Origin of the sequence: Lentzea kristufekii (genome assembly GCF_033949925.1) — a bacterium.
Classification (GTDB): domain Bacteria; phylum Actinomycetota; class Actinomycetes; order Mycobacteriales; family Pseudonocardiaceae; genus Lentzea; species Lentzea kristufekii.
The window spans coordinates 139,418-152,519 of the sequence record NZ_JAXAVV010000007.1; the positions used below are offsets into that span (position 1 = coordinate 139,418).

At 68.5% G+C, this 13,102-nt stretch carries 12 protein-coding genes and 1 pseudogene; 9 read left to right on the top strand and 4 right to left on the bottom strand.

Going from position 1 to position 13,102, the window contains the following annotated elements; all coding sequences use genetic code 11:
• Window positions 1-267 precede the first annotated feature (267 nt).
• Together SK571_RS16480 and trxA are read left to right on the top strand one after the other, a co-directional pair.
• Window positions 268-2,001: a cytochrome c biogenesis protein DipZ gene (locus SK571_RS16480; RefSeq protein WP_319984961.1), complete on the top strand. Its 1,734-nt coding sequence runs from the start codon at window positions 268-270 to the stop codon at window positions 1,999-2,001.
• Window positions 2,002-2,016: 15 nt separating this feature from the next.
• Window positions 2,017-2,337, top strand: a complete 321-nt coding sequence (gene trxA, locus SK571_RS16485; protein WP_319984962.1) for a thioredoxin — start codon at window positions 2,017-2,019, stop codon at window positions 2,335-2,337.
• A 63-nt stretch (window positions 2,338-2,400) separates the two neighbouring features.
• Here trxA and SK571_RS16490 read toward each other — a convergent pair whose 3' ends face one another.
• Window positions 2,401-3,135, bottom strand: a complete 735-nt coding sequence (locus SK571_RS16490) for an anti-sigma factor (protein WP_319984963.1) — start codon at window positions 3,133-3,135, stop codon at window positions 2,401-2,403.
• The gene (sigK, locus tag SK571_RS16495) at window positions 3,132-3,737 is read right to left on the bottom strand and encodes an ECF RNA polymerase sigma factor SigK (RefSeq protein WP_319984964.1); all 606 of its coding nucleotides are present in this window, start codon (window positions 3,735-3,737) and stop codon (window positions 3,132-3,134) included. Before sigK ends, SK571_RS16490 begins: the two co-directional genes overlap by 4 nt.
• A gap of 228 nt (window positions 3,738-3,965) precedes the next feature.
• On the opposite strand from sigK, the gene SK571_RS16500 reads away from it, so the two are divergent.
• From SK571_RS16500 to SK571_RS16525, 6 genes are all read left to right on the top strand, one after another.
• The gene (locus SK571_RS16500) at window positions 3,966-4,430 is read left to right on the top strand and encodes a peroxiredoxin (RefSeq protein ID WP_319984965.1); all 465 of its coding nucleotides are present in this window, start codon (window positions 3,966-3,968) and stop codon (window positions 4,428-4,430) included.
• Window positions 4,431-4,510: 80 nt separating this feature from the next.
• On the top strand, window positions 4,511-5,026 hold the full coding sequence (locus tag SK571_RS16505) for a CHRD domain-containing protein (protein ID WP_319984966.1): 516 nt from the start codon (window positions 4,511-4,513) through the stop codon (window positions 5,024-5,026).
• Between the two features lie 458 nt (window positions 5,027-5,484).
• Complete coding sequence (locus tag SK571_RS16510) at window positions 5,485-7,038, top strand: DUF4331 domain-containing protein (protein WP_319984967.1); 1,554 nt, start codon at window positions 5,485-5,487, stop codon at window positions 7,036-7,038.
• A gap of 81 nt (window positions 7,039-7,119) precedes the next feature.
• On the top strand, window positions 7,120-8,415 hold the full coding sequence (locus SK571_RS16515; protein WP_319984968.1) for a tetratricopeptide repeat protein: 1,296 nt from the start codon (window positions 7,120-7,122) through the stop codon (window positions 8,413-8,415).
• Window positions 8,412-9,764, top strand: a complete 1,353-nt coding sequence (locus tag SK571_RS16520; RefSeq protein ID WP_319984969.1) for a High-affinity nickel-transporter — start codon at window positions 8,412-8,414, stop codon at window positions 9,762-9,764. The genes SK571_RS16515 and SK571_RS16520 overlap by 4 nt, the downstream gene beginning before the upstream one ends.
• Before the next feature lie 8 nt (window positions 9,765-9,772).
• Window positions 9,773-10,096: a hypothetical protein gene (locus SK571_RS16525; protein ID WP_319984970.1), complete on the top strand. Its 324-nt coding sequence runs from the start codon at window positions 9,773-9,775 to the stop codon at window positions 10,094-10,096.
• A 219-nt stretch (window positions 10,097-10,315) separates the two neighbouring features.
• Here SK571_RS16525 and SK571_RS16530 read toward each other — a convergent pair.
• Window positions 10,316-10,867: pseudogene (locus SK571_RS16530) on the bottom strand (PP2C family protein-serine/threonine phosphatase); the annotation flags it as partial.
• A gap of 412 nt (window positions 10,868-11,279) precedes the next feature.
• Between SK571_RS16530 and SK571_RS16535 the strand changes: the two are divergent.
• On the top strand, window positions 11,280-12,107 hold the full coding sequence (locus SK571_RS16535) for an SCO6745 family protein (protein WP_319984971.1): 828 nt from the start codon (window positions 11,280-11,282) through the stop codon (window positions 12,105-12,107).
• On the opposite strand, the gene SK571_RS16540 is transcribed toward SK571_RS16535, so the two are convergent.
• Window positions 12,073-13,053, bottom strand: coding sequence for a hypothetical protein (locus tag SK571_RS16540; RefSeq protein WP_319984972.1), 981 nt, complete (start codon window positions 13,051-13,053; stop codon window positions 12,073-12,075). The genes SK571_RS16535 and SK571_RS16540 overlap by 35 nt on opposite strands.
• Between the last annotated feature and the right edge of the window lie 49 nt (window positions 13,054-13,102).

The following is a 13,102-nucleotide window of genomic DNA, read 5'->3' on the forward strand; positions in this document are numbered from 1 at the left end:
TGGAACTTCTCCAAGGCGTGTTCGGGGACTTGCTACTCGTGATTCGCCACCCCAGGAGGACCGGATGGGTGTGGTTATCCACTCGTTACCAAGCGCTCCTTGAATCACGCGTGATCAGCGCAGACTCTCCGACGCGAACGACAATCCACAAACGACGGTCGAAGTCGACCCATGCGCCAAGCGCATGTCCCAGAGGAGCAATCTGGAACGCGATCAGCCGCGAATCACCGGCATCACACGCTTCCGCCAATCCAAGTAGGGCCCCACATGTTGACCCTCGCACTGATCGGTCTGATCGGCGGCCTGGTCACCGGTATCTCGCCGTGCATCCTGCCCGTCCTCCCCGTCATCTTCTTCTCCGGCGGCACGCAGAGCGCCCGGACGACGACGTCGGGCACAGGGGTGGCGCTGGCGGCCAAGCCGGCGTCCCGTACCCGGCCCTTCCTCGTCATCGCCGGACTCGTCGTCAGCTTCAGCCTGGTCACCCTGTTCGGGTCACTGCTGCTGACGGTGCTGAACCTGCCGCAGGACGTCCTGCGCTGGGCCGGCATCGTCGTTCTCGCGCTGATCGGCATCGGCCTGATCGTGCCGCGCTTCGAACAGCTGCTGGAAAAGCCGTTCACCTGGATCCCGCAACGCAATCCGGACGCGAGCCGCGGCGGGTTCACCCTCGGCCTGGCCCTCGGCGCGGTCTACGTGCCCTGCGCGGGCCCCGTGCTGGCCGCGATCACCGTCGCCGGCTCGACCGGCAGGATCGGCACCGAGACGGTCGTTCTCACACTCACGTTCGCCGTCGGCGCCGCCATTCCGCTGCTGATCTTCGCGCTCGCCGGCCGCCGGGTCGCCGAACGCGTGCAGTCCTTCCGCAAACGTCAGCGCGGCATCCGCATCACCGCAGGCGTCGTGATGATCGCACTCGCGTTCGGCCTGGTGTTCAACCTGCCGCAGCTGCTGCAGCGCGTAATCCCCGACTACACCAGCTCGTTGCAGGACAAGGTGAACAACTCCGAGCAGGTGCGCAGAGCGCTCAACCTCGGCGGGCTGGTCAACGACCAGAACAAGGACCTCGACAAGTGCTCCGACGGCGCGCCTGAGCTGGAAAGCTGCGGCACCGCACCGGACATCACCGGGATCAAGCAGTGGCTCAACACCCCCGACGGCCAGGCGCTGGACCTGAAGTCGTTGCGCGGCAAGGTCGTCATGCTCGACTTCTGGGCCTACTCCTGCATCAACTGCCAGCGCTCGATCCCGCACATCACCGCGTGGGACAAGGCCTACCGCGACGCAGGCCTCCAGGTCATCGGCATCCACTCCCCCGAGTACGCCTTCGAGAAGGAAGCGGACAACGTCGCGTCCGCCGCGAAGAACTTCGGCATCACGTACCCGGTCGCCCTGGACAACACCCTGGACACCTGGACCAACTACCGCAACCGCTACTGGCCCGCGCACTACCTCATCGACGCTCAGGGCACGGTGCGGCACATCAAGTTCGGCGAAGGCGACTACAAGGTCACCGAGAAGCTGATTCGACAACTTCTCAACGACGCCAAGCCTGGTGTGCAGTTGCCGGCCGCCACCGAGCTGGCCGATGACACCCCGGTCGTAGGTGACATCACTCGCGAGACCTACCTCGGCTCGACCAAGCGCGTGAACTTCGCCGGTACCGAGACTTACACCAGCGGCGAGAAGTCGTTCCAGTTCCCCGACAACCAAGGCACCGACAGCTTCGCACTCGCGGGTGCCTGGAAGCTGGACACCCAATCCATCACTCCTACTGGCGAGTCCGGGCAGATCAAGCTCAACTACCGCGCCAAGGAAGTCCGGATGGTTCTGTCCGGCAAGGGAACCGTCACGATCCAGGACAACGGACAGACCAAGACCATCCAGGTCGACGGCACTCCGAACTCCTACCAGCTCGTCGCCACACCGACGATCCAGGGCGGCTCGCTCACCGCGACCGTCAGCCCCGGCGTCCAGGCCTTCTCCTTCACCTTCGGATGATCAGGAACTCCCACCATGCAACTCACCGACGTGACCACGGACTCCTTCGACACCACCGTTCTCAGCGCGGACAAGCCCGTGCTGGTCGACTTCTGGGCCCCGTGGTGCGGACCGTGCAAGGCACTGGGTCCGGTCGTCACCAGCATCGCTGAGGAACACCACGACACGATCTCGGTGATGAAGGTCGACATCGACGCCCATCCCGACATCGCCGTCCGCTACCAGGTGCTCAGCATCCCCACCCTCATCCTGTTCTCCGGCGGTGAGCCCGTCGCTACCCTCACCGCACCACGCAAGCGCGCCGACATTCTCAAGGCGCTCTCCTCCTGGCTCTGAACACCAGCAGAGACGACGCGACCCCGACAGCCACCAGGCCCTCGGGGTCGCGTCGTGTGCAGTTCAGGCCATCGAGATCGCAAGGACCGGGGTCGTAGTCGGGGTGCGTGAGCCACCGCTCGGTTCGACGGTCAACGCGAATGCTCGCGCATCCGCCAAACCATCGGCCAGCACGGGCTTGTCCTGCAGCAGTCCGGCCGAACGCGGCCCATCTGGTCCGACCACCCACAGCTGGTATGCACGGTCCGCGGGTAGTGACGGCAACCCGTTGGCGAGGAACGCCGCCTTGCCGCGGCCCGGCGACATCACGACGGTTCCGTGGCCACCACCTGTTCCCGAATCGCTCAGCAGCTTTGCGTCGGGAGCGCTCAGCAGATCCGCGACCTGGCTGTAACCGGCTGCCGACTGACGCAGCGCGTCGAGTTCACGGCGGTCCTGCACTCCCTGGACACCGACCACGACGGCGACGAGCACACTGGCGGCTGAGGCGAGCACGCTCGTCCGGACCAGCCACCTGTTCCGAGCGGGCAGCACGAATACAGCCGGTTCCGGAGCAGCAGCCTTCGGCGGTAGCTGAGGTGCGGTCTTCACGCCGGCCAGCACCTGTGCCCGCAAGCGTTCCGGTGGCGCGACCTCCGCCGTGCCCAGGATGGTGGCGGTGGCCTGCAACTCGGCGACCTCCTGAACGCACGGCAGGCAGTGCGGCAGGTGCGCTTCGAACTCCACGCGTTCGAAGTCGGACAAGGCGTTCATCGCATAGACGCCTGTCAACGTGTGCAGATCTGACGAAGCGCTCACGCCGTCACCCCCAAGCAGTCCCGGAGCCTGATCAGGCCGTCACGCATCCGGGTCTTCACCGTGCCCAGCGGAATGCCGAGCACGCCGGCGACCTCCGGATAGCTGTAGCCCTGGTAGTAGGCCAGCAGCACGGACTCCCGCTGCAGATCGGTCAACGAGGACAGGCAACGGCGCACCTTGCGCTGTTCCAGCCGTTCGCTGACCTGCTCCACGACCTCGTCGAAGGGAATCGTGGTGCCCATCGCCGCCATTCGCTCGTCGCGGTTGACCGCCGCCTGGGCGGACCGCACACGGTCGACCGCGCGCCGGTGCGTCATCGTCATGATCCAGGTAACGGCCTTTCCGCGCTCCGGGTCGAACCGGGTCGCCGTCCGCCACACCTCGAGCATGACCTCCTGGAACACCTCCTCCGACTGCGCCTCATCGCGCAACACGCGCCGCACGAGCCCGAACACCATGCCCGACACGAGGTCGTACAGCTGTCCGAACGCGACCTCGTCGCCGCGGGCCACCCGCAGTAGCAGGCCCTCCACGCTCACGGGCTCCTCAAGATCCTCAGAACCACGCGAGATGAGCACTCGCGCCTGTTCTCGTTCGCGCATAGCGCTCCTCGCTCGTCACCTGTCCGACATGAGTTCGGGGACGATGGCCACCTGTGAGACACGCATGCCGCATCTCGGGCTGTCGCGCAGCCTTGCATCGCACATCGGAAGGAAGTAGGAATCCTGGCTGAGATCAGATATCACTCCTCACCCGCAGATGCAGAATCTGCTCCACTTTCGAGTGAACCGGAGACCAATCCGCGCTGTGCGCGGGACCGAACAGCAACTATGAAACGAGGAGACACCGCCCCGGAGTTCACCTTGCCCGACGACAGCGGCGAGCCCCGTGCACTGTCCGACTTCCTGGTTTCCGGCCCGGTCGTGCTGTTCTTCTACCCCGCCGCGATGAGCGGCGGTTGCACCACGGAGAGCTGCCACTTCCGCGACCTGGCCAGGGAATTCGGCGAGTTCAGCGCGCACAGGATCGGAATCAGCCCGGATACCGTCGGACAGCAGCAGCAGTTCTCCGCCGCCCACGGTTTCGGCTATCCACTGCTGTCCGACGTGGACGGTGTGGTCGCGAAGCAGTTCGGTGCATGGCGGCGTTTCAGTCCTCTGCACACCAAAAGGCACACCTTCGTCATCGACACCGACCGGCGGATCCTCGAAGTGATCAAGAGCGAGCTGAAGTTCGCCGCTCACGCCGACCAAGCTCTCGCGGTCCTGCGAGAGCATGAGGCCAAGCGCGCCTGACAACCAGCGAACCGACCAATCCGATTCTCTCCGCTTCTCGAATCACCTTCGACGAGTCGTCACGCAACCAGGAGGTTTCGGTGAAGCGTCAACTGAGTTTGCTCTTCGTGTCCACAGCTGCAGCACTGATGCTCGCGGGCGCCGCTCCGGCGGCACTCGCCCACGACAACGGTTCGCACCACGGCGGTGAGTCCGGCATCGGGTTGGGCCTGGATCTCGACCTGGACCTCGGGCTGGGCCTGGGCGGCCAACACCGCTACTCCCAGCTCACCGGCAATGCGGAGGTACCGGGGCCCGGCGATCCGGACGGGCGCGGTCAGGCCGCCGTGCGGATCTCCCGTGACAAGGTGTGTGTCAGCCTGACGGTGAGGAAGATCCAGGCTGCGACCGCCGCGCACATCCACCGCGGAGTCAAGGGCACGGCTGGACCTGTCGTGGTCAACCTGGCGGCACCGTCCGGCGGGACGAGCTACAGCTGCGCCCAGGTCGACCGAGCACTCGCCAGGGAGATCGCGAACAAGCCCGGCCAGTTCTACGTCAACGTGCACAACGCCGAGTACCCGGCAGGTGCCGTGCGCGGCCAGCTGCAACGCTAGCCGAACACCTCAGCGCCGGAGCCACGCCGGAAAGGCCGATCAGCTGGGATCCTGCACCAGGTCGGCATCGTGCTGATCGCCTCGCTTCCATCGTGTCGTAGCTGCCCTCGCCGCCACCGTGGCTGTGGGTCGTGCGTGCTCTGGCGCTGAGTTCGGCTCCACCCCTGAGCCTGTTGTCCCTACTGGCTCCCCTCGCCGCCTGGCAGGGCGCGACGTGACGTCCCTGCGGTGCAGAAGGTTCACGCCTGCGGATCGGAACCTCTCACCGCTGCCGAACCGTGCAGAACCTTTTGATGCCATGGGTGTGCAAGAGGGCATTCGAGTGACACCAGCAAGCCCTTTCGGTCCCGGCTTCGAATCAGACGGTCCTGTCCGCGTGGCGGCCAACGCTGCGGACGGACGTCGATCCGAAGGGATGGAGCATGTCAGCACCCCCTCCCACGCGTCGTCGACGACGCGTGGCGGTAAGTCTGATCGCGGTCGGGAGCACGTTGCTCGCGGCAGGGCTGATCGGTGGTTCCGGTTCGGCCGGGGCGTCGAGTCACCGAGAGGCGCCGTTGATCGCGGGTGATCCGGCGGTGGACAACACCGACGTCTACGCCTTCGTCAGCCCTGACAAGCCGGACACGGTCACGTTGGTGGCGAGTTGGTCGCCGTTCCAGGAGCCCAACGGCGGGCCGAACTTCTACCCGTGGGCCACTGATGCCCGCTACGACATCAACATCGACAACGACGGCGATGCCAAGGCGGACCTGACCTACCGGTGGACCTTCCGCACCGAGGACCGCCGTGGCACGTCGACGTTCCTGTACAACAACGGGCCGGTCACATCGCTGGACGACGAGAACCTGTTGTTCCGGCAGACCTACACGCTCGAACTGATCGACCGCGACGGGCGTGATCGCAAGCTGATCCGCTCGGGCAAGGTCGCGCCGTCCAACACCGGCCCGGCGTCGATGCCGGACTACGGCGCGCTGCGCACCCAGGCGATCACCGACGTGCCCGGTGGCGGCAAGAGCTACGTCGGGCAGTCCGACGACGCGTTCTTCCTCGACCTGAGGGTGTTCGACCTGCTCTACGGCGGCAACCTCTCCGAGGTCGGCCAGGACACGCTGCGCGGCTACAACGTCAACACCATCGCGTTGCAGGTGCCCAAGTCGCAGTTGGCGCTCAAGGGTGACGCGACCCGCAACCCGGTCATCGGGGTGTGGAGCGACACCGAGCGGCAGTCGATGATCCTCACCCCTGGGGAGTCGCGGGCGGTCGGTCCGTTCGTGCAGGTCTCACGTCTGGGCAACCCGCTGGTCAACGAGGTCGTCGTCCCGGCAGGGCTCAAGGACAAGTTCAACGCCCTGACGCCCGACCAGGACGGCAAGACGCCGGAGCTGGTCAAGCGGGTCACCGAGCCCGAGGTGCCCAAGCTGATCCAGGCGATCTACGGCCTGCCCGCCCCGGCGACGCCGCGCAACGACCTGGTGGAGATCTTCCTGACCGGCATCACCACCAAGCTCGGTGGGCCGATCAAGGCCGACCTGAACTCGCAGCTCAACAACGCCGACGTGAACCCGAAGCGGTTCACGCCGTCGGAACAGTTGCGGCTCAACACCTCCGTGCCGCCGGCGGCGTCACCGAACCGGTTGGGTGTGCTCGGCGGTGACCTGCAGGGCTTCCCGAACGGGCGCCGGCTCACCGACGACGTGCTCGACATCGGCGTGCAGGCACTGGAAGGCGCCGCGGTGAGCGGCATCGTGCCCGCGCTCGCGGCCGGGGACAAGGTCAACGCCAACGACAAGGCGTTCGGCACCTCGTTCCCATACGTGGCGCTGCCGAACAACACCGCGGTCAACTCCGGCGCTGCGGGTGCGCTGGCACCCGCGGCCGGCGGTGGTGGCGGCGGCGGTCTGCCGGACGGGCTGATCCTCAACGGCGTCCTTGCGGCGTTGCTGATCGGCTCGGGCGTGTGGCTGCTGAACCGCCGTCCACAGCGGACCGCGGTTCCCGCGCTCGCATGACAGCGTGCCGGGGGACGGATCCGGTCCGTTCCCCGGCACGTCCCGCGTGATCTCACTCGGCAGCAACCCACGGAGCGCGCCATGAACCGCCGCAAGATCATCGCTGTGCTGGCGATCACCGCCGGCGTCGCGCTGCTCGCCGCCACCGCGACCGCGCTGAGCCGCGGCGACGACCCGGCCCTTCCCGGCCAGGGCGCCGCCGTGGTGCGCAGCGACGTGCAGCGCACCATCACTGCCGCCCAGGAGCGGCTGCGGCGTGCCCCTGGCGACGCCGACACGTGGGCACTGCTCGGCTCCGCCTACGTCGAGCAGGCTCGAATCACCGGTGACCCGGCCTACTACGGCAAGGCACAGGGCGCACTTGAGACTTCCCTGCGCCACAAGGCGGAAGGGAACGGCCTCGCACACGCGGGCCTCGGTGCCTTGGCCAACGCCCGCCACGACTTCGCAACTGCCCGTGATCAGGCCGAACTCGCCCGTACCGCCTTGCCCGACACCGCTGAGGTCTACGGCGTGCTCGCCGACGCCCTCACCCAACTCGGCATGGCAGACCAGGCGCGAGCCGCCGTGCAACGGATGCTCGACCTCGAACCCGGTGTGCCCGCGTTCACCCGCGCCGCCTACGACTTCGAGCAACGCGGTGACGTCGACTCCGCCCGCCAGGCCCTCACCCGTGCACTCGACGCTTCCTCCTCGCCTGCCGACACGCTGTTCTGCCGCTACCACCTCGGCGAACTGGCCTTCGACAACGGCGACCTCGACGAAGCTTCCACCCAGTACGAGCAGGGCCTGCTGATCGACCCGCTCGACCCCGCCCTGCTGCAGGGCCGCGCCAAGATCGCCGCCGCCCGAGGCGAGCTGAATGACGCGCTCGCTGTCTACGCCCAGCTCGTGGCACGCGTGCCGTCACCGCAGTATCTCCACGAACACGCCGTCCTGCTGCGTGCGGCGGGCCGCACGCAGGACGCCGCACGCCAGTTCGACCTCCTCGCCCAGCAGGAGCGATTGCTCGCCGCCGCGGGCAGCACAGACGACCTGGCCACCTCCGTTGCCGCCGCCGACCGCGGTGATCCCTCCTCCGCACTCGTCGCCGCCGAACGCGAGTGGGCTCGCAGGCAGCACCCGCTCGTGGCGGACGCGCTGGCGTGGGCGCTGCACCTGGCCGGACGTGACGCCGAGGCTCTCCCTCACGCCGACCGCGCCGCCGCGACCGGCTGGCGCAACGCGACATTCGCCTACCACCGCGGCATGATCCTGCGCGCCCTCGGCCGCACCGCGGACGCCGGCGACGCGCTCGGGACAGCGCTGCGGATCAACCCGCACTTCTCCCCCGTGGACGCCCCGGCCGCCCGCGCCGCGCTGGACGGCCTGAGGTGAGGTCGCTGGCGGTCCTCGTCCTGGCCGGGCTGGCGATGCTGATGGCTCCCGCGTATGCCGGAGCGCATCCGCTGGGCAACTTCACGATCAACCACCACCACGCCATCACCGTGCACCCCGACCGCGTCGACGTCGTCTCGGTCATCGACCTCGCCGAGATCCCGACCCTGCAGGAGCAGCCCGCTCGCCAGAGCGACTACGCCGACCGCGAGTGCGACACCGTGCTCGGCGGGCTCGATGTGAGTGTCAACGGCACGCGCACGGCCGTACTCCTGCGGTTGGCTTCGGTCGAGTTTCCTCCTGGCGAAGCGGGTCTGGCCACCACCCGGCTCACCTGCCGGCTCACCGCTTCCGCGGACCTCAGGTCCGCCTCCACCATCGACGTGCGTGACACCTACCGGCCAGGCCGCGTCGGCTGGCACGAGATCACCGCGACCGGCGACGGCATCGCGCTGCTCGACCCGCCCGTGTCGGCGACCAGCGCCAGCGACGAGCTCCGCGCCTATCCCGACGACCTGCTGTCCGATCCCCTCGACATCCGCGCGGTGAGCCTGCGCGTCGAACCCGGCGTTACCGCGACCTCGGGCACGGCCGCGGCCCAGGGCGGCAGCACGTTGCTCGGTACGGCCACCCGCGCCTTCACCGACTTCGCCGGCAGGCAGGACCTCACTCCGCTGATCGGCGTGCTCGCTGTGCTGCTGTCGCTGCTGCTCGGCGCCTCCCACGCCGCGCTGCCTGGACATGGCAAGACCGTCATCGCCGCCTACCTCGCCGGACGTGACGGCACTGCTCGTGACGCTGTCGTCGTCGGCGCCACCGTCACCCTCACCCACACCCTCGGCGTGCTGCTCATCGGCCTGGCAATCAGCCTCTCCAGCGCGCTGGCGGGCGAATCCCTGCTACGGGTGCTCGGAGTCGCGAGCGGCGTACTCGTCACCGCTATCGGCGCGTTCTTGCTGCGCTCCGCGCTGCAGCGACAACCCGTCGCCGTAGGGCACGGCCACGCACACGGCCACGGGCACGGGCACGGGCACGGGCATCGTCTGGGTCGTGGCGGCCTGATCGGTATGGGGGTGGCGGGCGGTCTGGTACCGAGCCCCTCTGCACTGGTCGTGCTGCTCGGCGCAGTCGCGCTGGGCCGTACCTGGTTCGGTGTGCTGCTCGTGCTCGGCTACGGCCTGGGCATGGCCACCACGCTCACCTTCGTCGGCCTGCTGCTGGTCCGCCTGCGCGATCGACTCGCCGCAGTCGAACGCATCCGAGACCGCTTCACCGCCCTGCCCGCCATCACCGCCGGGCTCGTTCTCGTCGTCGGCCTCGGACTGACAGCCCGAGCCCTGTTCGAATAGGAGGCGCAATGCGCGTCCCGGCCCTGCTCCTGTGCTCCGCCACCATGCTGATCGCCTGTACCGGAACCCCCGACCCCGGACCGATCTTCGACAACGAGAGCGGCACGGAACTCACCTGTCTGCGCCACCAGCCTCAACCACCGGGCCCTCGCTACACGGACGAGGCCATGCGCAACACCGGCGAAACCCTCTCGCTGCTGCGCTACTACACCGCGCACGGCCGCAAACCGTTCTGTGACGGTCAGACAGCTACCGACACCGACAAGCGGTGGGCCCAGCTCTACGTGACGCTCGGGGCCGATCGCGCCAACGTCGCCGCAGTGCTCGGCTGAGCTCCACAGTGGCTGAACAACGAAGGCGCGAGGCACCATTGATGTGGAAACCGCTGTGAGGCGGCCGGACGCTAGAGCGTGCGCGCCCCGGCCTTGGTGGAGAACCGGAACTCGACGGTGACCGGCGGAGCGTCCAAGTCGAGCGCCTGACGCAGCCGCGGCCTCCCGTTCGAGGAGGTCCGTCAGCCGGCTCTCGCCGAAGAACTCGCCGGCGTCGTCGCGTGCCCCGGTGATGCCGTCGGTGTGCAGGACCAGCCAGTCGCCGGGCTGCAGCGTCTCCTCGGCGATGGTGAGCCCGCTGGTGCCCAGGCCGAAAGGCAGTCGCCGTCCATCGGTGAGACGTTTGACGACCTTGCCCGACCACAGTACGAGGGGTGGCGGGTGACCGGCGTTGAGGTAGCGCAGCCGCCCGTTGCCCAGATCGAACTCGGCCAGGACACCGGTGGCGAACGCGCCGTCGGGGAACTGGCCGCTGATCGTCTCGTCGATGGTCCGGGCCTGTTCGAACAGGCCGTGCCCACGCGGAGGCGCTTCCGGACGTGCGGACCCCACTGCCTGGGTTGACCTGGGTCTGTCCACTGAGGACCAGATGGCGTTAGCGCACGATCGAGAAGCCCGCAGCGACCTCACCTTGGCCGCACTCTCGCCACCTCGGGAATCACCCTCGCAGTGCGACTGCCCGATGACCGCCGCTGTCCAGCTCACAACGGCCACCCATACTGCGGGCGAAGCGAGCGGGCCGTCACGACCGTAGATCCACAGTCGTGCCATTGACGACCACGGGCGCGACAAAGCCGTACACCGCTTCGTCGCAGTAGCTCGGTAACCCGAGCGTCAACACGAACGGCATGTCACCGACAGGCATCTGACCGCCCGTACCGAGTGCGACGACCGAACGACACACAAGTTGATCAGTCGATACATCGTCGGCTTGGACCGCACCGAAGCTGAACCCAACTCGCATGATACTGGCCGCGGACGCGACGTCGAAGGCGTGGTCGGGGAAACGGTCGCGGACTCCGCGAAACCGGCGGCGGGCATCGCGATCTCCCAGCGGGCTTCCAGTTCCTGGTCGTCGAGCACCACACCGAACTCTGCCCTGCCGCACGGTGTGCGACCGTGATCAGGCGGATCGCACCGAATTCCGGGATACGCGAAATCGGGCTCTGCCACGATGGCGGCCATGTCCCGCACCGCTCGTCGCATGTTCGAGCTCCTGGAGCCGATCTGCCTCGTCACCTTCTTCGCCGAGGAGTGCGACGAGGAGCTGGCCGCCCTCGGCCACCGCGGCTACTGGGACGGGTACTTCGCCAGCCGCGCCGCGCCGTTGGGGCGCGTGCCGGCGGAGGTCGTGCACGCCGCGTTCTACAGCTTCGCCGACGGTGAGGCCGCGCGGCACATCCCGAGTGCCTGGGAGAAGATCCCGCCCGAGGCGTCCCTGGCCGCGCGGGAACGGGGCAGCGCGGCCTCCGTGCGGCGGATCGTCGGCGCCGAGATGGCCGCCTCGCCCGGTCTGCTGCGCGCCGCCGACCTCACCACCAAGGCCGCGACGAGCGCGCCCACCGAAGGCCGGGTGATGTACGCCGGTATGCGCACCCTCGACGTGCCGGGCGACCCGGTGGCCCGGCTGTGGCACTCCGCGACCACGCTCCGCGAACACCGCGGCGACGGGCACATCGCCGCCCTCGTCGGCGCGCGCATCGGCGGCACCGAGGCCCACGTGCTCTCCGCGATCGCGATGGGCATCCACCCGCCGGAGTCGTTCGGGCGCATCCACCACCTGCCGGAGAAGCGGCTGGCCGCGGTCATGAACGGCTTGCGCGAGCGCGGGATCGTCGACGCCGACGGGCGGTTCACCGACGCCGGCCGCACGCTGCGGCGGAGCATCGAGGACCTCACCGACGAACTCGCCGCCGCGCCTTACGAGGCCCTCTCCCCCGCCGAGCTCGACGAACTGGTCGCCGTGCTCGAACCCGTCACCGCGAAGCTGGTGGCCGCCGGGTCGAAGTGATCAGGCGGGCGCGCAGCAGGTTGGGGTCCTTCCCGGTGAGGTAGGCGGCGCTCGGCACGTAGACGTCGTGGCCGCGCATCGCGACCGTGGTCGGGCCCTGCAGTCCGTCGGCCGCGGTGAGGACCACGGCGTGGGTGCCGTCGGGCCTGACCAGAGCGACCTGGTTGACGGTGTCCAAAGCGGCGATGATCTCGGTACCGCGGCCGGTGAACGCGAAGTCGTCGATGCCGGTCAGGCCGGTGGCGACCACCTTCGCACCACCCGCGGTCCCGTTGGCGCGCAACGGGATGCGCACGATGGTCCCGAGGTCGAGGTTGGTCACCCACACCGCGCCGTCCCGCAGCCGGAGACCGTTCGCGCCGAGGAACCCGGCGGGAGCGAGCGCCTGGTCGGACGACCAGACCGTGGCGGTGCCGCCGGACGCGGGCACCTGCCAGACGGCGCCGGTCGAGTCGGCGACGTAGAGGGTGCGCTGGTGGAGCGCGATTCCGTTGGGCAGGCTGGTGGCCGGCAACGCGGCGATGCGCCGTGGCGTGCCTCCGGGCCGGAGCGCCCACACGCCGGTGAGGTCGGCGGTGCCGGTGGCGTACAGGAAGTACAGGGTGCCGTCGGCGGCCCGGTCGATGCCGACCGTCAAAGGGAATCCCAGCGCGGGCGTGTTCGCCCCGCCGTCCGCGGGCGCGGGCAGCGTGGCCAGGACCCTGATCCTGCCGCCGGGCGTGATCTCGGCGATCTGCCGGGCCTTGGCGAACGTCACGTACGCCGTGCCGTCCGGGGCGAACACCATGCTCTCCGGTGTCTGCCCCCGGGCGAGGTCGAAGTGCTGGACGATGCGCGCCGCGCACAGCGGATACGTCGCGGCCGAGGCCGGGACTCCGAGCGGGACGAGGGAACTCGCGGCCAGAACGGCGGCGGCGAGTGCCTTCCGGGCAGTTTTCGCGGACATGCTTTCCTCACTGTTTTCGGGCATGCGGCAGCGCCGCACCCATCTGATG